Source organism: Planotetraspora kaengkrachanensis, assembly GCF_016862895.1.
Taxonomy (GTDB): Bacteria; Actinomycetota; Actinomycetes; order Streptosporangiales; family Streptosporangiaceae; genus Planotetraspora; species Planotetraspora kaengkrachanensis.
In genome coordinates, this window is sequence record NZ_BONV01000046.1 from 1 (window position 1) to 20,045 (window position 20,045).

At 71.5% G+C, this 20,045-nt stretch carries 14 protein-coding genes; 9 read left to right on the forward strand and 5 right to left on the reverse strand.

Annotation, left to right across the window (positions count from 1 at the left end; genetic code table 11):
• Positions 1-433 precede the first annotated feature (433 nt).
• The 5 genes from Pka01_RS34990 to Pka01_RS35010 all read left to right on the forward strand — a co-directional run bounded on the left by Pka01_RS34990 (position 434) and on the right by Pka01_RS35010 (position 7,155).
• Entirely contained in the window at positions 434-1,528 is a 1,095-nt protein-coding gene (locus tag Pka01_RS34990; RefSeq protein ID WP_203887271.1) for an endonuclease domain-containing protein, read from the forward strand.
• Entirely contained in the window at positions 1,521-2,129 is a 609-nt protein-coding gene (locus tag Pka01_RS34995; protein ID WP_203887272.1) for a hypothetical protein, read from the forward strand. Before Pka01_RS34990 ends, Pka01_RS34995 begins: the two co-directional genes overlap by 8 nt.
• Positions 2,126-5,422, forward strand: a complete 3,297-nt coding sequence (locus tag Pka01_RS35000) for an ATP-binding protein (RefSeq protein WP_239115864.1) — start codon at positions 2,126-2,128, stop codon at positions 5,420-5,422. The genes Pka01_RS34995 and Pka01_RS35000 overlap by 4 nt, the downstream gene beginning before the upstream one ends.
• 81 nt (positions 5,423-5,503) lie before the next feature.
• The gene (locus Pka01_RS35005) at positions 5,504-5,986 is read left to right on the forward strand and encodes a cation:proton antiporter regulatory subunit (RefSeq protein WP_203887273.1); all 483 of its coding nucleotides are present in this window, start codon (positions 5,504-5,506) and stop codon (positions 5,984-5,986) included.
• An 8-nt stretch (positions 5,987-5,994) separates the two neighbouring features.
• Entirely contained in the window at positions 5,995-7,155 is a 1,161-nt protein-coding gene (locus tag Pka01_RS35010; protein ID WP_203887274.1) for a cation:proton antiporter, read from the forward strand.
• Between the two features lie 345 nt (positions 7,156-7,500).
• Here Pka01_RS35010 and Pka01_RS35015 read toward each other — a convergent pair whose 3' ends face one another.
• Entirely contained in the window at positions 7,501-7,935 is a 435-nt protein-coding gene (locus tag Pka01_RS35015; protein ID WP_203887275.1) for an ester cyclase, read from the reverse strand.
• 183 nt (positions 7,936-8,118) lie between these two features.
• On the opposite strand from Pka01_RS35015, the gene Pka01_RS35020 reads away from it, so the two are divergent.
• Positions 8,119-8,913: an SDR family NAD(P)-dependent oxidoreductase gene (locus Pka01_RS35020; RefSeq protein WP_203887276.1), complete on the forward strand. Its 795-nt coding sequence runs from the start codon at positions 8,119-8,121 to the stop codon at positions 8,911-8,913.
• Positions 8,914-8,991: 78 nt separating this feature from the next.
• On the opposite strand, the gene Pka01_RS35025 is transcribed toward Pka01_RS35020, so the two are convergent.
• The 3 genes from Pka01_RS35025 to Pka01_RS35035 form a co-directional block, all read right to left on the reverse strand.
• Positions 8,992-10,344, reverse strand: a complete 1,353-nt coding sequence (locus Pka01_RS35025) for a DUF1996 domain-containing protein (RefSeq protein ID WP_203887277.1) — start codon at positions 10,342-10,344, stop codon at positions 8,992-8,994.
• Positions 10,345-10,649: 305 nt separating this feature from the next.
• Positions 10,650-11,702, reverse strand: coding sequence for a LacI family DNA-binding transcriptional regulator (locus tag Pka01_RS35030; protein ID WP_203887278.1), 1,053 nt, complete (start codon positions 11,700-11,702; stop codon positions 10,650-10,652).
• Positions 11,699-14,260: a glycoside hydrolase family 3 C-terminal domain-containing protein gene (locus Pka01_RS35035; protein ID WP_203887279.1), complete on the reverse strand. Its 2,562-nt coding sequence runs from the start codon at positions 14,258-14,260 to the stop codon at positions 11,699-11,701. Before Pka01_RS35035 ends, Pka01_RS35030 begins: the two co-directional genes overlap by 4 nt.
• 361 nt (positions 14,261-14,621) lie before the next feature.
• Between Pka01_RS35035 and Pka01_RS35040 the strand changes: the two genes are divergently transcribed.
• Together Pka01_RS35040 and Pka01_RS35045 are read left to right on the forward strand one after the other, a co-directional pair.
• A complete protein-coding gene (locus tag Pka01_RS35040) occupies positions 14,622-18,092 on the forward strand; it encodes a discoidin domain-containing protein (protein WP_239115865.1) in 3,471 nt (1,156 codons plus the stop codon).
• A 240-nt stretch (positions 18,093-18,332) separates the two neighbouring features.
• Positions 18,333-19,079, forward strand: a complete 747-nt coding sequence (locus Pka01_RS35045) for a sulfite exporter TauE/SafE family protein (RefSeq protein WP_239115874.1) — start codon at positions 18,333-18,335, stop codon at positions 19,077-19,079.
• Positions 19,080-19,184: 105 nt separating this feature from the next.
• On the opposite strand, the gene Pka01_RS35050 is transcribed toward Pka01_RS35045, so the two are convergent.
• Entirely contained in the window at positions 19,185-19,364 is a 180-nt protein-coding gene (locus Pka01_RS35050; protein ID WP_203887280.1) for a hypothetical protein, read from the reverse strand.
• A 26-nt stretch (positions 19,365-19,390) separates the two neighbouring features.
• Between Pka01_RS35050 and Pka01_RS35055 the strand changes: the two genes are divergently transcribed.
• A complete protein-coding gene (locus tag Pka01_RS35055) occupies positions 19,391-20,044 on the forward strand; it encodes a hypothetical protein (protein WP_203887311.1) in 654 nt (217 codons plus the stop codon).
• Position 20,045 lies beyond the last annotated feature (1 nt).

Below are 20,045 nucleotides of genomic sequence, written 5' to 3' on the forward strand. Positions count from 1 at the left end.
CCCGCTGCTCCGCGGTGCCGTCGCGCTGCTCCGCGGTGCCGTCGCGCTGCTCCGCGGTGCCGTCGCGCTGCTCCGCGGTGCCGTCGCGCTGCTCTGTCACGCCGTCCCGCCGTCCGGACGGCGCTGCGCCCCGGGCGGGCCCGGGTACGCGGACGAGGGCGTCACACGGAACGCAACAGGGTGTCATATCCGTGCGTGTATATATCGTTACGTGGATGGATAAAGGGCGCAGCGTCGAGCGGCAATAGCCGGGACCGCACATCAGGTCCCTGCCGGCCGGGAGTTCCCTGGTACGCCGCCCATCGATGGAACTCCAACCGTAAATAACGAAATTTCTGGTTATCCGGGGAAAAGCGCTGCACGACCGCAGTGGCCGCGTATAACGTCGGCTGGTCGACTTACCCGAAGATCACCAGAAATCAGGTGAAGCGGCGTGGCGCGTGCGTGGGCGGAGATGCCGATCGGCCGAGCCGTACGCATAGCCGGGGTGGACCCCGAGGCCGTTTCGCTCTCGCTGGAGGCGCTGCCCGCCGACGCGCCGGCCGTCCTCACCTACGCCGCCACCGCGCAGAAAAGCGCGTCCGCCATGGTCGAGGCGGTGCTCTCGGAGCTCGAGTCGGCCGCCGTCTCCCTCTATCCGGCCTGGTTGCCGGAGGCCGAGGGGATCGCGCCCGGAGGAGCGGGAGCCGCCGCCGTCCGGGTGCTCGCTCTCGAGATGGCGTCCGCCAGCCGTCACTTCGGCCCTTTCGTGGCCGATCTCGCCCAGGACTCGCTCCGGGGTGGGTCCACGGGACGCACCCGGTTCCCGCCTGAGGTGCGCGCCGCCGGTCTCGCCCGCGTCCTCGCCGCCGCCTTCGACAGCCGTCAGGTGGCGCTGCTCGTCGACGTGCCCGAGGGACTGTCCTCCCGGGATGAGGACGTGCTGGTCGCGGGATGTGAATGGCTGGCGCACCGGGGCCCGATGGGCGTCTGGCTGACCGGGGCGCCGTTGATCGCCGCCGACCGGGTCGAGACCGTGACGGTACGGCTCCCCGCCGAGATGGCCGCCATCGCGTGTGATCTGCCGCAGGCGACCGCGCCTCCGGCCGTGATCGCTCACACCCCCGCAGGCCCCCTCCGGCCGGTCGGCGGCGGGCCCGCCATCCGCTATCCGGCGGTGACGGGCCGCCCCCATCCAGCGAGCGAGGCCGAGCAGGCGCTGGAGGCGGCCCTCTCGTCGCGTGACTGGGCCGCCGGCCGGGTCTGGAACCACAACCACCAGACCCATCCGCTGGCCGAGGTCATCCGGCCCGACCTCATGTGGCGCAGAGAGCGGTGCGTGGTCGAGATCGACGGCCCCGAGCATCGCGGCGCCTTCCGCTACGAAGCCGACAGACGGCGCGACGTGCAACTCCAGCTCGACGGATATGCCGTTCTTCGCTTCACCAACGACCAGATCGCCTCCGATTTGGAAACGGTAGTCCGCCAGCTCGAGCGGTTCGTCACGAGCCGCCGCGTTGGAACGTTCGAAGGATCACATCATGACTGACTCGAAATTGTCCCTGCCGGAAATCGCCGCCCTCGTCGTCCTCATGGTCGAGGCCGGTGAGATCTCCAATCCCGATCTGCGCAAGCGCCACGGCATCACGCTGGACGGCAGGGCCCGCCTCCACTTGAACGAGCTGAAGCTGGTCGACAGCTGGAAACAGGGGCGTGCCTACGTTCACGTGCTGACCGACGCCGGCTGGGCGCGCGTGGCAGAGGAGTTCCGCGCCGGCACGGTCACGTCGACCGGCTCGCCGTGGGCGATGGCCCGGGCGCTCATGGGCGGCCTGCAGGAGTTCATGGAGCGGACCGACCGCAGACTGGCGGACGTCTTCGGGCCCGCGTCCGACGCCGAGGCCCTCATCCGGGAGGCGTACGCGGAACTCGTCCTGGAGCCGGGCGGCTGGGTGAGCCTCACGGAACTCCGGGTGCTGCTCCGCGACGTCACGAGGTCGAAGGTCGACGAGACGCTCAGGCGGATGGCCGCCATGCCCGACGTGAACATCGTCCCGGAGTCGAACCAGAAGGCCCTCCGCCGGCGCGACAGGGAGGCGGCGCTGGTCATCGGCGATCAGGACAAGCACCTCATCTCGATCGGAGCATGATGACGGCCGACGCGAACACCGCGCTCTCCGCGCTCACGTTCAACTGGGCGTCCGGCCCCGACGACGTCTGGAGCCCGTCGCTCTTCCACGTCGAGGCGCTGAACCGGCCGACCGCGCAGGCGGTCCTCGACGGGGTGGGCGAGGCCGCGCGGAGCTCGGGAACGAGCCCGATCGGGCTGGTCGTCGAGGGTCAGCGCGGGGTGGGCAAGACGCACCTGCTCGGCTGGGTGCGGGAGAAGGTCCAGGAAGAGGGCGGCTACTTCTTCCTCGTCGAGCTTTTCGACGCCGGCACGTTCTGGGTCAACGTCGTGAACTCGATGATGGACAACCTGTCGCGCGAACTGGACGGCGAGAGCCAGCTCAAGGCCTTCCTGCGCCGCATCTCGTCACAGGTGGGCGTGTCCAGGATGGTGCGACGCGCGGTGATCGGCGACACACCGGTGACCGCGGAGGCCCTCGACGTCTTCATCGAGGCGCTGCGCGGCTTCGACGGGCACATCGGCAGGGAGAGCCAGGACGTCGCGAGGGCTCTCGTGCTCCGCGCCTCCAAGGATCCGCACAATCAGGACGTCGCGGATGCTCTGCTCTATTCGCAGCCGGAAGAGGAGCCGGGGGATCGCGCGCGCTGGGGCATACGGCGGGGGGCACGCTTTCCGCAGGAGATCGTCAGGGACCTGTCCCGCCTGCTCGCGCTCACCGGTCCCTCCGTCATCGCGGTCGACCAGATCGACGCCCTCGTCTCCACGGCGACGACGAGGACGTTGGACCGCACGGGCGACTGGCGGGAGGCGTTGGTGGTGGACCAGGTCGCGGGCGGCCTCATGGCGCTGCGCGAGGTCACCAGACGTACTCTGACCGTGCTCTCGTGCATTCCGGCGACGTGGGCGCTCATCAGGACGAACGCCACCGACACGGTGCAGGACCGGTTCCGCAGGCCGGTTCAGCTCAAGGCCGTCCCCGACGCGGAGACCGGCCGCGCCCTGGTCGAACGACGGCTCGGGGCGCACTACCGCTCCGTGGGCTTCCGGCCGCCCCATCCGTCCTGGCCGGTCAGGCCGAGCGCCTTCGACTCCGTTCCCGGTCTCACCCCGCGGCAGATCCTGATGAGGATCGACGCCCACATCCGGTCCTGCCGGGCCGCCGGTGAGATCACGGAGCTGGAGAGCTTCGACGGCGCGGGTGCCACGGCGCCCGTGCATGTCCCCACGCCTGGTCTCGTGGCGCCCGAATCCGATCTCGGCGGGCTGGACGCCCGGTACGCCGAGCTGAGGAGCACGGCGCAGGTCGACGCGGAGGCCGCGGCGGCGCTCGATCCGGCCACGGAGGACGCCGCGATGCCGGCCCTCCTGTCGGCCGGGCTCGCCGCGTGGATCGCCGAGCGGGGGGAGAACGGGAGGACGTTCAGCCAGGACGCCCCGCCCAGCGCGAAGCCGCCCCTGCACGCGCGTCTGCGGCGGTCCCTCGACGAGATCACGGAAGACGAGGAGCACTGGGGCTTCCGCGCGATCGCGGCGACACACGCCAACGCCGCCCTCACCCGGTTGCGCAACGCGTCGGTCGCGGCGGCGCTGGATCCCGCCCGGGGCAAACGCAGGTTGTTCGTGCTCCGCAACGCCGAATGGTCGGGCGGCGCCAAGACTCGGGAGGCCGTCGCGGCCTTCGAGCAGGCGGGCGGCAGGACGCTGCGGGCCGAGGAGGAGGACCTGAAGACCCTCGCGGCGCTCAAAGGCCTGCTGACGGAGAATCCTCCCACGCTGCAGGCGTGGCTCGCCGCCAGACGGCCGACCGGCGAGATCAAGCTGCTGGCCGACGCGCTCGGCGATACCTGGACCGTTCCGTACGGCCCGTCCGGCGCCGGAGCGGACGACGCGTCGCCGTCCCCGGTGGCCGCCCTTGAATCAGGGAGCGGCCGGATGGTCCCGGCCGGCGAGGACGTCGGCGCGCCCACCGTCCAGGCCGACCGGGTCGCCACGGGCGCGGATCCCTCGCCGGACTCTCGGGAGACCTCGGGCATGCCGAAGGAGGCCAGGACGCCGGTCGTCTCGGAGCTCGTGGACGGCGCGGACGTCCCGTCGATCGTGATCGGGACGACCGCCGGCCGGGTCCCCGTCCGAGTCGGCCTCGAGGCGCTGCGGAAACACACGTCGATCTTCGCCGGCTCGGGTTCGGGGAAGACCGTGCTGATCCGCCGGCTGATCGAGGAGTGTGCGCTTGAGGGTGTGTCGGCCATCGTGCTCGACCCCAACAACGACCTCGCGCGTCTCGGCGACCGCTGGCCGGAGCGGCCGGATCAGTGGGGGGACGGCGACGCGGACAAGGCCGAGCGCTACCTCGCGGGCACCGACGTCACGGTCTGGACGCCCGGCCGGATCGGCGGACGTCCGCTGGCCTTCCAGCCGCTCCCGGACTTCAGCGGAGTGCTGGACGACGCGGACGAGTTCAGAGAGGCCGTCGACGCGGCGGTCTCCTCGCTGGTGCCGAGGGCGAAGCTCGAGGGCAACGCGCAGAAGGCCCACCGCGGCCGGGCGGTCCTGAAGGAGGCGGTCGAGTACTACGGGCGTCACGGGACCGCCGGCCTGCACGGCCTGATCGCGCTGCTGTCGGAACTGCCCGAAGGAGTGAGCTCGCTCGCCGGCGCCGACAAGATCGCGGCGGAGATCGCGCAGAACCTCACCGCCACGATGGTCAGCGATCCGCTGTTCGGCGGCGAAGGCGCGGCGGCCGACCCCGGTGTGCTGCTGACCCCGCCGCCGGGCAAACGGGCACGCATCTCGGTGATCAGCTTCGTCGGACTGCCGTCCGACGAGCAGCGGCAGAGCTTCGTCAACCTGCTGCAGCTCGCGTTGTTCTCCTGGATCAGAAGACATCCGGCCGGCGACCGGCCGCTGGGCGGCCTGTTCGTGATGGACGAGGCGCAGACGTTCGCGCCGTCCGGAGCCATGACCGCGTGCACGCACAGCACGCTGGCGCTCGCCTCCCAGGCCCGCAAGTACGGCCTCGGCCTCGTCTTCGCGACGCAGGCCCCGAAGGGACTGCACAACCGGATCCCGGGGAACTCCGCCACCCAGTTCTTCGGGCTGCTCAACAGCCCCGCCCAGATCGAGGCGGCCAAGGAGGTGGCCAGGTCCAAGAACAGCACCATCGGGGACGTCGGGCACCTCGGTCCCGGAGAGTTCTACGCCGGCGTCGAGGGGACGGCGTTCGCCAGGATCCAGGCGCCGCTGTGCCTGTCCCACCACCCGAGGAGCCCGCTGACGACGGAGGAGGTCATCGAGAGGGCAAGAAAACTGTAGGTTCGCGCAAAAGCACCTGAACGCCACAATAGGTACGGTAGTTCGAAAGCTCCCGGAATCGAGTGAAGGCGGTAGGTGCAGGTGGAGGTCGAACAGACGGCGCTGCCGGGAATCGGGCTGCGGCACGAGTTCACGACACGGTCGGGGCGGCGCATCGGCGTGGTCTCCCACCGGACCGGCCGCCGCGACCTGGTGATCTACGACCCCGATGATCCCGACCGCGCCTGCGAGACCGTGAAGCTCAACGACGAGGAGGCCGACGCGCTCGCCGAGCTGCTCGGCGCTCCTCGCATCGTCCAGCGCCTCAACGACCTGCATCGCGAGGTCGAGGGGCTGGTCAGCCTGCAGCTGCCGATCACGCCCGGCTCGCCGTACGCCGGCCGGCCGATGGGCGACGCGCGCGTCCGCACCAGGACCGGCGCGTCCATCGTGGCGATCGTCCGCTCGGGGCTGGTCGCCGCCAGCCCCGGGCCCGAGTTCATGCTGGCCGACGGTGACGTCGTCGTGGTGGTGGGCAGCCCGGAAAGCACCGCCGCCGTCGCCGACATCCTGTCCAACGGTTAGGCCGGCCTGTGCACGAAACAGCAATACTGTTCCTGGAATTCGGCGCGGTGGTTCTCGGGCTCGGCATCCTCGGTGCGTTAGCCCTGCGTGTGGGAATCTCGCCCATCCCCCTCTATCTGATCGCCGGGCTGGCGTTCGGCACGGGCGGCATCCTGCCGCTCGCGACCAGCGAGGAGTTCATCTCCGTCGGAGCCGAGCTCGGCGTCATCCTCCTGCTGCTGACCCTCGGCCTCGAGTACAACGCGGGCGAGCTCGTGACCAGCCTCAAGGGCAACGCCCGCGCGGGGCTCGTCGACGTCGTGCTCAACGCCGTGCCGGGCGCGGTGTTCGCGCTGCTGCTCGGATGGGGCCCGGTCGCCGCCCTCGCCATGGCCGGCGTCACCTACGCGACGTCGTCGGGCATCACGGCCAAGGTCCTGTCGGACCTCGGCTGGATCGGCAACAGGGAGACCCCCGTGGTCCTGTCGCTGCTCGTCTTCGAAGACCTGACCATGGCGATCTACCTTCCGGTCCTGACGGCCGTGCTCGCCGGGCTGAGCTTCGTCAGCGGTGCGATCACGGTCGCGATCGCCCTGGCGACGGTCAGCGTCGTGCTGGTGGTCGCACTGCGCTTCGGGAGGTTCATCCAGGCGTTCGTCGAGAGCCCCAACTCCGAGGTGCTCCTGCTGAAGGTGGTCGGCCTCGCCCTGCTGGTCGCGGGAGTGGCGCAACAACTGCAGGTGTCCGCGGCGGTGGGCGCGTTCCTCGTCGGCATCGCCCTGTCGGGCAAACTCGCAGAGGACGCGCAGGCATTGCTCGCCCCGCTGCGCGACCTGTTCGCCGCGGTGTTCTTCGTGTTCTTCGGCCTGCAGACCGACCCGGCCAAGATCGGGCCCGTCGTCTGGCTCGCGGCGGTGCTCGCGGTCGTCACCATGATCACCAAGTTGCTCTCGGGCGCGTACGCCGCCCGCAGGGCGGGCATCGCGAGAGCGGGATGGGCCCGCGCCGGCATCGCGCTGATCCCCCGGGGCGAGTTCAACATCGTGATCGCCGGGCTGGCCGTGGCGGCCGGCGCCCATCCCGATCTCGGGCCGGTCGCGGCCGCGTACGTGCTCATCCTGGCGGCGTTCGGCCCGCTCGCCGCGCGGCTGGTCCAGCCGTTCATCACCGCCATCGCCAAACGGGCCTGACGGAGATCGGCAGCGTGCTCCGGGGGTAGGTGCTTCGGCGTGGCGGACAGACTCGAGCCCTACCGAGGCAAGCGCGACCCCCGGCGCACGCGTGAGCCGATCCCCGAGACGTCGCCCGAGGTGTCCATCTCGCTCGCCAGGCTGTCTCCGGGAGCGCACCATGCGTCAACAGACCGACGCACTGAGCGATCGAGGGCCTGCGGGCCGTACGGCAGGCGGCGCGCGAGCAGGGCCTGCCCGGCGTGGTGGGCAAGCGGCTCGGCTCTCCTTACGAGCCGGGAGGGGAATCGGCCGCGTGGATCTTCCTGCCCGCCTGAGCGGGGTCGTGCCCGGACGGGAGCGGGCTCAGGAGCGGCCGGGGGACAGCTCGCACCCGAGCTGGGCGTAGAGCTCGAGCTGGTCGAAGTACACACGGTGCGTGACGATCAGGCCGTCTTCCAGCGCGTATGCCGCGCAGCCGCGCACGGTGATGCGGCGTCCTGTGCCCTCGAGCGTGTCGCCGTCGGGCAGCCACAAGGGTCCGGTGTGCGTCCCGTTCATGGTCCATTCGGTGAAGACCGGATCCCCGGGAAGCATCTGGTGCCAAGGGGTGAAGGTGAGATCGGGGAAGGCGACGAAAATGTGCTCGTAAAGCCAGGCGATCTCCGCGGCCCCCTCGGCGACGCCCACGGGAGTGACAAGGACGGCGCCGGGGTGGAAATGCCGTAACAGCTCTCCGGTGTCGTGTTTGTTGATCGCGCCGTAGAACAGGTCGGTCATGTTCCGGGCATCGGGCGTCATGCGTGCCCCCTCGAAGTCATGCGGATTTTCAAGCTATCGAGCCGTGCGCAAAGGACTGTTCAAGATCGTCCGCCTCGTCCGTGCGCCGTGCCGTCCGATGTCGCCGTCCGCGTCGGCGTACGGGGACCCGCGCCAGGAAGCGGCACTCAGGGGTGGCACGGCAGGCATGGGTAGGGAACCGGCATGCACATCGACCTCGCAGGACGCACGGCCTTCGTCAGCGGTTCCACGCACGGGATCGGCCGCGTGATCGCGGCCGGGCTGGCGGCCGCCGGGGCGTACACGGTGATCAACGGCAGGAGTGCGGACAGCGTCGACTCGGTCGTCGGGGAACTGCGGGCCGCCGATCCGCGGGCCAGGATCGACGGGATCGCCGCCGATGTCTCGACGCCGGAGGGGGCGGCGACCGTGTTCGGCGCGCTACCCGCCGTGGACGTCCTCATCAACAACCTCGGGATCTACGCGCCTCAGCCGGTGCTGGAGATCGACGACGAGACCTGGCAGCGCTACTGGAACGTCAACGTCATGTCGGGGGTGCGGCTGGCACGCCACTACCTGCCCGGCATGCGTGACCGCGGATGGGGACGCGTCCAGTTCATGGCCAGCGAGTCCGCGGTGGTGATCCCCGAGGAGATGGTCCACTACGGCGTGACGAAGACGGCGCTGCTCGGGGTGTCGCGCGGGTTCGCCAAGGCGATGGCGGGAACCGGGGTGACCGTCAACGCCGTGATCGCCGGCCCGACGCGGAGCGAGGGCGTCGAGGAGTTCATCCGCGGGCTCCTCGGCGAGGATCTGCCCTGGGAGCGGGCCGAGGCCGAGTTCATGAAGCGGATGCGCCCGACGTCGCTGATCAAGCGGCTGATCGACCCGGAGGAGATCGCCAACATGGTGGTCTATCTCAGTTCCGACCTCGCCTCGGCGACCACGGGGGGCGCACTGCGCGTGGACGGCGGCTGCGCCGACCACATCCTCCCGTGAGGATCTCCTGCGGGCGCCCCGGGGTCCCCGCCGAGCACGGCACGGCGGGGACCTGAGGCCGGACGGCCCGGACGGGACTCACGGACGCCCGGGCAGCCGGTAGTTCTCGTCGAGGGCGGCGCCGCGCTCGGGCTTGTACAGGTCGTAGCCGCGGGCGTTGCACTGCAGTCCGCCGTTGATGCAGTGGGTGACCAGGGCGGCCAGCGTCGCGGGGTCCCAGGCGTTGAAGAAGTCATAGTGCCAGGTGTAGCCGCGACCGCTGGACAGCCTCACCTGCGACATGTCCCCGTCGGCCGGGAAAGCGATCTTGTATTCGAGCATCGGCACGGCGACGGGATGCGTCGTCGGGCACTCGCCGTTGACGGGGTAGGCCATGTGGCTCTTGTGATCGGCGCTGTCGAGGTGGACGCCGTCCCAGCAGCTCGGAGCCTGATAGCGGACGTTGAGCTGGCTCCCGGCCGGGCAGGAGGCGGGGAAGTCCCAGTTGTGGAAGCTCTCCCCGCACTCCCAGCCTTCGACCGCGCCAGGGGCGTGCTGGAAGTCGGACAGAGTGGCGGTCGGACTGCCGACGACGTACCGGAGGCCCTGCGGGAACGGCCGCACGGAGGTGTAGTCGAGCACGCCGGACTTGTAATAGAGCACCTGCGGGCCGACCGGCACGATGAGCTGGTCGCCCTTGTAGACCGGGGGGAACCAGTAGCTCGACTTGTCGGCGGGGACGACGCACGACGTGCCTCCCGCCAGGAGGGACGCGAGCGTGGAGCTCGCCGTGGTCGTCACGTTGCCCACGAACGTGTGCATGTGCGACGCGCCCGGCAGGCCGGGGAAGACGATCGGGTCGTCGGGACGGCTCTGGGTCACGCTGCAGTTGGCCTGGAACTCGTGGTGGGTGACCAGGGACGTGCCCGTGGGGGAGGGGGTCGGAGCCGGCGACCCGCCGGTCCCGTAGATCTTGAACTCCCAGAGGGAGTAGCCGTAGCCGGTGGCTCGTGCGGTTGCGTAGAGGCGGACGTAGCGGCCGGTTCCGGTGAGGGTGATGGTCTGGGTTCCGCCGGTCGCGGTGGTGGTGCTGTAGGCGTCGGTCCAGGTGGCGCCGTTGGTGGAGGTCTGGATTTTGAAGGCGGTGGCGTAGGCCGCTTCCCAGGTCAGGACGGCCTGGCTGATCGTCGCGGTGGCTCCCAGGTCGACCTGCAGCCACTGCGGATCGCTGAACGAACTCGCCCAGCGCGTTCCAGGGTTGCCGTCGACGGCGAGGTAGGCGGCGTAGGCCCCTCCTTCGCTGGACGACGCGGTCGCCTGCCTGCCCTGTGACAGCAGGGTGTCGGCCGCGACGGCGGGGCTGACGACCGCGACCAGCGCCGCGACCACGGCGGCCGCGGCCGCGATGACCAGCCCGAGCCGGAGCCGGCCGGGACTGCGGGGTGGGTGCATTTCCTCTCCTCACTGCGGGGGGTGCCGGGCCCTGGGGCGACGGCGAAGGAGGTGGGAGAGCGCTCTCCATGAGAGTGGACCCGGCTGTCAGGGGTTGTCAAGGAACTCGTTCGAACTCGGTGAAATCACCGGTTAATCCATTCGAAACGAGCGAGATCGCCCCGGCGGCGCGTCGCCGGAGGTGCGGCGAAGAGGGTGAATCGGCCCGCCTGGATGCGCCGCACGCCGTTGCGGCACCTTGTTGGAGAACGCTCTCCAGCGGGGGGCTCCGAGCGCGTCCGCGGCACGAGCGAGGTCGGCGCCGCTCAGGCGGACTGGCGGACCACCAGGACGGGCGGGAAGATGACCGATGTCACCTGGAGGTCCGGGTCCTCGATGTGGGCCAGCAGCAACCGGGCCATCTCGCCCGCCATGTCCTCCATGGGCTGGCGGACCGTCGTCAGCTGCGGCCGGCAGGCCGTCGCCGCGCTGCCGTCGTCGAAACCGATCACCGCGACGTCGTCGGGCACCGCGCGGCCGTGATCGCGGAGCGCGAGGAGCGCGCCCTGCGCCATCAGGTCGTTGGCCGCGAACACCCCGTCGATGTCGGGGTGCTCCGCGAGCAGCCGGTGCATGCCCGCCTCGCCGCTGTCCTGGGTGAAGTTGCCCTCGACCCCCGGGATGTACGGATGCCCGTGCCGGGCCATTGCGTCCTGGAAGCCGGACAGCCGGTCCTGGCTCGCGCGCACGTCGAAGGGCCCGGAGATCGTCGCCACGCGCCGGCGGCCCCGTGCCACGAGGCGGTCGGCGGCGAGCTCGGCCCCCGCCCGATGGGCCAGGTCGACGTAGCTGATCGGCGTGGGCCTGGCGGGCCGGGCCCACAACACCGCGGGGACCCCCGCCTCTACGACGAGCCGCGGCAGGGGGTCCTCGCCGTGGGTCGACACGAGCAGCGCGCCGTCCGCGCTGCCCTGCCGCAGATAACCGATCACCTGGTCGCGCGCCTGGGGGGTCTCGGCGAACATCAGGACGGGATGGATGCCCCGTGGACGGAGGTAGGCCACGGCGCCGCCCGCCACCCGCCCGAAGAACGGGTCGGCGAAGACCTTGCTCTCGAACGGCTCCGCGCCCTCGTCGCCGCCGGCGCCGGAGACGACGAGCGCCACCGAGCCGGTCCGCCGCGTCACCAGGGAACGGGCCGCGCGGTTCGGCACGTAGCCGGTGGCCGCGATGGCCCGCCGGACGGTCTCCTGGATGTCCGGCGCGACGTTGCGTACGCCGTTGATCACCCGGGACACCGTCGCCCGGGACACCCCCGCCACGCGGGCCACGTCCTCCAGCGTCGGAGTCGCCTGTGCCGGCGGGAGATCCGTACTCATGGGGCCTCCCCGGCGACCGTCGTGGCGGTGAGGGGGAGGTCGCCGGCGGAGCGGCCGGCGAGCACGTTGAAGGGGCCGGGCTCGGTGCGCCAGGCGCCGTCCCCGACGGACCAGTGCTGGACGGCGCGCGCCGCCACGGCGACCTCGACCTCGACCTCCTCACCCGGACCCGCCCCGGCGACGGCGTGCCCCGCCAGCCACCGCGCCGGCCGTTCCACCTCGCTGCGGGTGCGCGAGAGGTAGACCTGCACCACCTCGCGCCCCGCCCGGTCGCCGGTGTTGCGCAGCCGTACGGTGACCGTGAACGGCCGGCCGGGTTCGACCTCCGGGGGCACGGTCACGGCCTCGTACGACCAGGACGTGTAGCCGAGTCCGTGCCCGAACCAGTAGGCCGGGGCGCCGGTCCCGCGCGCCCACGCCCGATGGCCGAGATGCAGGCCCTCGGCGTAGTCGAGCACGCCGTCCACCGGCGTGGTGCCGACGACTGCCTCGTCGGCCCAGGTCGTCGGCAGGCGCCCACCCGGCTCCGCCGTGCCGAGCAGGACGTCGGCCAGCCCGTGGCCGCCCTCCTGCCCGGGGAACCAGCTCAGCAGGACCGCGGAGACCTGCTCGCGCCACGGCAGGGCGACCGGTCCGCCGGAGTTCACGACCACGACGGTGTCCGGGTTGGCCGCGGCCACGGCGCGGACGAGGTCGTCCTGCCTGCCGGGCAGGGCGAGGGACGCACGATCGCGTCCCTCGCTCTCCGCCGCCTCGTCGGTGCCGACGACCACGACCGCGACATCGCTGTCGCGCGCGAGCGCCACGGCCGCGGCGAGCTCGTCGTCGTCGCTCAGGCGGGGCGGGTCCATGGCGAGCGCGCAGGCGCGGCCGGTGCCGCGGTCGAGCCGTCGCCGTGCCACCAGTTCGACCTCGCGGCCCGGCTCGAGGTCCACCTCCACGCGGCGGTAGGGAGGGGAGAGATGGACGGTCGCCGGATCGGCGGTGTCGAGCGCCACGTCGGCGTCGAGGACGAGCCGCCCGTCCACCGTCAGCGAGACGTGACCCCACCCCCCGACGGCCACGGTCCACCGTCCCCCGGCGTCCGGCCGCACGAGAGCGCGGATCTCCGCCGTGCGGGTCCCGCGGACGGGCGCGGACTCGAGGATCCTCCCGGTGAGGCGGCGCTCGGCGTGGAGTTCGGCTCCGTCGGCGTCGAGCAGCCGCACCAGCACGCCGGGCAGGCCGCTTCTCGGATCGCGCGCGTTGGCCGTGTCCAGAGGGGTGGGGAGGTCGCTCGGATGCGCGCCGGCCGCATGGGTCACCTCCGCCCTGCCGGCCAGCGCGGCGCGGATGCCCTCCAGCGGGGAGACCGCCGAGGCAGGGAACACGCCCGCGCTCCCGCCGCCCTGGATCCGGGCGGCCGCCGCGTTCGGCCCGAGCACCGCGACCCGGCGCAGCCGCCCCGCGTCGAGCGGCAGCAGCCCGCCCTCGTTGCGGAGCAGCACCGTGCTCGCGCTCACGGCACGGCGCAGCAGCGTACGGCTCGCCTCCTCACCGGTCTCCGCGTGCGGGGACCGCGCGAGCACGGACCCGGCCGCGGTCTCCGCGTGCGGAGACGCGGGCTTCTCCTCTACGGGTGCCGCGTGCGAGGACGCGGGCCTTTCCTCTACAGGAGCCGCGTGCGAGGACGCGGGCTTCTCCTCGACGGGCGCCGCGTGCGCGCCGAGCGCGCCGACGTGGGCGGCGAGCCGCAGCAGGCGGCGCACCTTGTCGTCGACGGCCGACTCGGGCACCTCGCCCGACCGCACGGCGGCGGCGAGCGCGTCGCCCCAGTGTTCGTTGGGGCCCGGCATGGCGAGGTCCTGGGCCGCCGTCGCGGCCGCCACCGTCGAGCGGACCGCCCCCCAGTCGGACACCACCACTCCGTCGAAGCCCCATTCGCCCTTGAGGGGCTCGGCCAGCAGCGCGTTCTCCGACATCGTGACGCCGTTCACGCCGTTGTACGCCGACATCAGCGCCCACACGCCTGCTTCGACCGCCGCCTCGAACGGCGCGAGGTACACCTCGCGAAGGGTCCGCTCGTCCACGCGGGCGTCGAGGGTGAGTCGCTCGGTCTCGGAGTCGTTGGCGACGTAGTGCTTGGCCGTCGCGGCCACGCCGCCCGACTGCACGCCGCGGATGAAGGCGGCACCGATCCACCCGGCCAGCAGCGGATCCTCGGAGAAGCATTCGAAGTGGCGCCCGCCGAGAGCGGAGCGGTGCAGGTTCAGCGTCGGCGCGAGCAGGATGTCCACGCCCTTGCGCCGCGCCTCGGCCGCCAGCAGGGCGCCGAGTCGCGTGACGAGGTCGCCGTCCCAGGTCGCGGCCAGCGCCGTGGCGGAGGGGAGCGTCAACGACGTGTCGCGCTCGTCCCAGCCCTCGCCCCGCACGCCGGCGGGGCCGTCCGAGGTCACCATGGCGCGCAGACCGATGTCCGGCTCCGCGCCGGTCCGCCAGACGGTCGCGCCGGTGAGCAGCCGCACCTTCTGGTCGAGGTCCAGCTTGCCCACCAGGTGGTCGAGCTCGTCGTCGGTCACGCGGCACTCCTTCACATCGGCCGACCAGGATGGAGAGCGCTCTCCATCGTTACAGCCTCGGTGCGGCGGAGGCGGCCTGTCAATGGTGGAGATCGGCCCGTGGCCTGGGATGACGGGGCGCCCGGCGTGGATCGTGTGGCCGTCCCCGCCGCGTCGGCGCCGTGTCGGCGCCGACGTGGCACCGGGCCCCCGCTCGATGCCGCCGACGTTTCCGGGATGTCAGCGGAAGTTTTCGGGCCGAAGTTAAGGGACTTGACAGGCATCGTGTCGCGGGTCCACTCTCGCGTGGAGAGCGCTCTCCCATCTCCTGCCACGTCCGCGCACGGGTACGGCAGGCACCCCCCGGCAGTGAGGAGAGGCCGTGCTTCCATCTCGTCGTCCAGACCGCCCGCGGTCAGGCCTGGCCATCGCGACGCTGATCACCGCGCTGGTCGCGCTGGTCACCGTGCTCGCCGCCGTGACCGGGGCCGGCTCCGCGCTCGTGGGTCGCGCGGTCGCGGCGGACGCGTTGTTGTCACAGGGGAAGCCGGCGACGGCCTCGTCGAGCGAGGGCGCCGGCTACGCGGCCTCGCTCGCCGTCGACGGCGACGCTGGAACGCGCTGGGCGAGTTCGTTCAGCGATCCGCAGTGGCTGCAGGTCGACCTGGGATCCACCGCGACGATCAGCCAGGCCGTACTGACCTGGGAAGCGGCCTACGCCACCGCCTTCAAAATCCAGACCTCCACCAACGGCGCCACCTGGACCGACGCCTACAGCACCACCACCGCGACCGGCGGAACCCAGACCATCACCCTCACCGGAACCGGCCGCTACGTCCGCCTCTACGCAACCGCACGAGCCACCGGCTACGGCTACTCCCTCTGGGAATTCAAGATCTACGGCACGAGCGGGACGACGTCTCCCTCGCCCACCCCCACGCCGAGCCCGTCGGCCGGCTGTGGTTCCGCGAACGCGGCCCTCGGCCGTCCGGCCACGGCCTCCTCCAGCGAAGGAGCGGGCACCCCCGCCTCGGCGGCCTTCGACGGCGACGCGACCGGCACCCGCTGGGCCAGTGCGTACAGCGATCCCCAGTGGCTCCAGGTCGACCTGGGCTCGGCCCAGCAGATCTGCCGGGTGGTGCTGGTCTGGGAGACCGCCCACGCGACGGCGTTCAGGATCCAGACGTCCGCAGACGGCTCGAACTGGACGGACATCTACTCCACGACGGGCGCGAGCGGCGGAACCCAGGCCCTCGACGTCTCGGGCACCGGCCGTTACCTGCGCGTGTACGGCACCGCCCGGGCGACCGGCTACGGCTACTCCCTCTGGGAGGTCACCGTCAACACAGGCACGGGCGGCGGCAGCGGCCCCGGCACCGGCGACTGGACCGAGGTGTGGAAGGACGAATTCGACGGGTCGGCCGGCACCTCACCGTCGTCCGCCAACTGGATCCTCCGTACCGGAACGCAGTTCCCCGGCGGCGCGGAGAAGTGGGGGACCGGCGAGGTGGAGACGGCCACCGCGTCGACCGCCAACGTCTACCTCGACGGCGCGGGACGGCTCAACGTCAAGGCGATCAGGGACGGCGCCGGCAACTGGACCTCGGGACGGCTGGAGACCCAGCGCACCGACTTCGCCGCCCAGCCCGGCGAGCAGGTCAGGTTCACCGCACGGCTCAAGCAGCCCGACGTCGCCGACGCCGACGGCTACTGGCCGGGCTTCCGCGCCACGGGTGCGGCCTACCGCGGCGTCTACACGAACTGGCCCGGCGTCGGCGAGACCGACATCATGACCGACGTCAACGGCCGCAGCCAGCTCGCCAACACCCTGCACTGCGGCACCGCGCCCGGCGGCCCCTGCAACGAGTACGACGGCAGGACCAGCGGGTTCGCCACCTGCGCCGGATGCCAGACGGGCTACCACGATTACACCCAGGTGATCGACCGCAGCACCACCGACGAGCAGATCCGCTTCTACCTCGACGGCGTGCAGACGTGGGTCGTCCGGGAGAGCCAGGTCGGCGTCGCCGCCTGGGACGCGGCGGTCCACCACGGCTTCTACCTGCGACTCGACCTGGCGATCGGCGGTTCGCTGCCGAACGCCGTCGCGGGTTTCACCACGCCGACCGCCACCACCACGTCCGGCGGCGTCCTGAGCGTCGAGTCGGTCTCGGTCGCGAAGAAGACCGGTTCCGCGCCGCCGGCCATGACCGATCCGGCCACCCCGGCCGGCCCGAGCACCGCGCGGGTCACCGGGAGCCAGGGCGCCTGGCAGCTGACGGTGAACGGCCAGCCGTACGAGATCAGGGGACTGACCTACGGCCCGCCGCAGGCCGCGGCCGACGGGTACATGCGCGACCTGAAGTCGATGGGCGTCAACACGATCCGCACCTGGGGAGTCGACGACGCGGCCACACCGACGTTGCTGAACAGGGCGGCGCAGCAGGGCGTCAAGGTGATCGTCGGGCACTGGCTCAACCAGGGCGCCGACTACGTCAACGACGCCGCGTACAAGACGAGCGTGAAGAACGAGATCGTCGCCCGGGTCAACGCGCTCAAGGGCTACCAGGGCGTTCTCATGTGGGACGTGGGCAACGAGGTCATCCTCACCATGCAGGACCACGGCCTGCCCGCCGCCGAGGTCGAGGCGCGCCGTGTCGCCTACGCGAAGTTCGTGAACGAGGTCGCGGTCGCCGTCCACGCCGCCGACCCGAACCATCCCGTCACCTCGACCGACGCCTGGACCGGCGCATGGCCGTACTACAAGGCGTACGCCCCGGCGCTCGACCTGCTCGCAGTGAACTCCTACGGCGCGATCGGCGGCGTGAAGCAGGCCTGGATCGACGGCGGGTACACCAAGCCGTACATCGTGACCGAGGGCGGGCCCGCCGGCGAGTGGGAGGTGCCCGCGGACGTCAACGGCGCGCCGACCGAACCGACCGACCCGCAGAAGAGAGCCGGCTACACGGCGAGCTGGAACGCCATCAAGGCGCATCCGGGCGTGGCCCTCGGCGCCACCGAATTCCACTACGGCCTGGAGAACGACTTCGGCGGTGTCTGGCTGAACACCTTCACCGGAGGATGGCGGCGCCTCGGCTACTACGCCCTGCGGCAGGCCTATACCGGCCAGCAGGCGGCCAACACGCCTCCGGAGATCACCTCCATGACCGTCGGCTCGCAGACCGCCGTACCCGCGGGCGGGCAGTTCACCGTGAGCGTGTCGGCCGCCGATCCGCAGGGCGACCCGATCCGCTACAACCTGATGATGAGCGACAAGCACATCAGCGGCGGCACCGGCTTCCGGCATGTCCGGTTCACCCAGACCGGCCCGGGCCAGTTCACGGCTACCGCGCCGCAGCAGATGGGCGTGTGGAAGGTGTACGTCTACGCCTACGACGGACAGGGCAACGTCGGCATCGAGCAGAAGTCGTTCCGGGTCGTGCCGCCCCAGGTCGCGGGAACCAACGCGGCCCTCGGCAGGCCCACCACCGCGTCGACCTACCAGGCGACCGGCGACGGCGGGCCGTTCACACCCGGCAGGGCCACCGACGGCAGCTTCACCAGCCGCTGGGCGAGCGAGTGGAGCGACCCGCAGTGGTTGCAGGTCGACCTCGGCCAGACGACGGCGATCAAGCACGTGCAACTCGGCTGGGAGTCCGCGTACGGCAAGGCGTACCAGATTCAGACGTCGAACGACGGCGCCGGCTGGACGACGGTCTACTCGACCACGACGGGCGACGGCGGGTTCGACGATCTCGACCTCGCCGTGTCCGCGAGATACGTCCGCCTGAACCTCACTCAGCGCGGAACGGCGTACGGCTACTCGCTGTGGGAGTTCGGGGTCTACAAGTAGTGGTGACCTACGGCTGAAAGGCGACGCGGCCCCGCCCGGCTGGCCGGGGCCGCGTGATGATCAGACGATGACCTCTCCGGTCAGGCGGCGAGACCGTGACTGCCGGCGGCGATGGATTCGACGCCGATGACGCCGGTCCGGATTCCGATGGGCGTGTCGCGGTTTCGATGCCGAGGAACCCGTGTGCGGCCGGTGCCGCGTACGGCCTGACGCGGGCGGTGTGATTGGGTCATCCCTGTGATGGAGGACGTGCTCGGACTGATCGCCGTTGGCCTGGCGGCGGGAGTGGTCAGCACAGTTGTGAGCCTGGCGTCGATCGTCTCCTATCCAGCGTTGCTGGCCTTCGGCATCCCGCCGCTCAGCGCCAACGTCACCAACACCGTCGCGCTCATGTTCACCGGGCTGGGAGCGGCCGCCGGGTCACGACCGGAGCTCGCCGGGCAGGGCCGGCTGGTCCTGCGACTGGGTTGGGTCACCGCACTCGGAGGCGCGGCCGGGGCGGCGCTCCTGCTCGCGACGCCGGCCGACATGTTCGAGGCGATCGCCCCATTTCTGATCGCGGGCGCCTCCCTGCTGCTGTTGATCCGCCGCTGGACGCCGGGGGAGGTGCGCCTCGGCGGGGAGAACGGCCGTGTCCTGCGGGTGGCCCTGTTCGCCGTCGCGGTCTACGTGGGCTATTTCGGAGCGGCGGGCGGGATCCTCATGCTCGCCGCCCTCGGCTCGGCGCTCAACCAGGCGCCGGCGCGCGTCAACGCCGTGAAGAACGTCGTGTCGGCCCTCGCGAACGGCGTCGCCGCGATCGGGTTCGCCCTCTTCGGGCCGGTGCGGTGGACGGCCGTTGCACCACTCGCCCTGGGGTTCCTCATCGGAGGCTGGCTCGGGCCGGCCATCGCGAGGCGGCTTCCCGGGCAGTCGCTGCGGATCCTCGCCGCCGCCTGCGGCCTCGGGGTCGCCGCCAAACTCGCCTTCGACGCGTTCACCGCCTGAGCTCGACAGGCCCGCGCCCGCCACGCCGCGAGCTCTCCAGTCCGGCCGCGTCACACGCCGGGGCGCGCGGCGGTCGGGTGCGCCAGACCGCTTGCCGGGAAAGGTCTAGGACACGGACGCGGAGGCGTCGGAGCTCTCGCCGGCCTCGGCCAGGCGTGCGCGCAGCCGGTCCCTGACCTCCTCGGGCGTGTAGGCCCGCCGTCGGCGTTCCGCGCGCACGACCACAACACCGGTCGCCGCCACGCCGGCAAAGGCCGCGAGTCCGAGCACTTTCCACCACCGCATGTGCCTAGGCTACTGCTGTGGCAGATATCCAGATAAGTCTCGATGAAGCCGTGGATCTCAGCCGTACCGGTGACGTGTGGGTCTTCCGTGGCCGCACCGTTCCGGACCGGGCCATCCAGATGACGACCAACAGCCCGGTCAACCATGTCGGAATGGCCGTCGTCATCGAGGACATGCCGCCGCTCATGTGGCACGCGGAGCTCGGCCGGTCGCTGCCCGACATGTGGTCGGGCACCCACCAGCGCGGCGTGCAGCTCCACGACATGCGAGACGCCGTCCGAGTGTGGGCCGACAGGTACGGCCAGCGGGCGTGGCTGCGCCAGCTCGAGCCGCCGGCGTCACGGTCGATGGAGGACGCCGCGCTGCGCGTGATCGCCCGTCTGGACGGCACGCCCTTCCCCTCGACCGCCCAGCTGGCCGGCCGGTGGATGCGCGGGCGGTTGCCCAACTTCCTGCGTGGTGACACCGCTCTCGAGACGGCCTACTGCGCCGAGGTCGTCGCGCTCACCTACGAGGCGATGGGCCTGCTTCCCCGGGGGCGCCGCCCGAACTGGTACGACCCGGGCAGGTTCTGGAGCGGCGACGACCTGGCCCTGCTGGGCGGGGCACGGCTGGGCGGCGAGATCGCGGTCGACGTCCCGCCCGCTCCCGCTCCAGGCGTGGCCGCCGTCAAGCCCTAGC

Bases quoted from the DNA above. Each gene is read 5' to 3' on its own strand.
- Pka01_RS35025 (WP_203887277.1), bottom strand. From the start codon at position 10,344: ATGCACCCACCCCGCAGTCCCGGCCGGCTCCGGCTCGGGCTGGTCATC.
- Pka01_RS35045 (WP_239115874.1), top strand. From the start codon at position 18,333: ATGGAGGACGTGCTCGGACTGATCGCCGTTGGCCTGGCGGCGGGAGTG.
- Pka01_RS35030 (WP_203887278.1), bottom strand. From the start codon at position 11,702: ATGAGTACGGATCTCCCGCCGGCACAGGCGACTCCGACGCTGGAGGAC.
- Pka01_RS35020 (WP_203887276.1), top strand. From the start codon at position 8,119: ATGCACATCGACCTCGCAGGACGCACGGCCTTCGTCAGCGGTTCCACG.
- Pka01_RS35015 (WP_203887275.1), bottom strand. From the start codon at position 7,935: ATGACGCCCGATGCCCGGAACATGACCGACCTGTTCTACGGCGCGATC.
- Pka01_RS34995 (WP_203887272.1), top strand. From the start codon at position 1,521: ATGACTGACTCGAAATTGTCCCTGCCGGAAATCGCCGCCCTCGTCGTC.
- Pka01_RS35000 (WP_239115864.1), top strand. From the start codon at position 2,126: ATGATGACGGCCGACGCGAACACCGCGCTCTCCGCGCTCACGTTCAAC.
- Pka01_RS35050 (WP_203887280.1), bottom strand. From the start codon at position 19,364: ATGCGGTGGTGGAAAGTGCTCGGACTCGCGGCCTTTGCCGGCGTGGCG.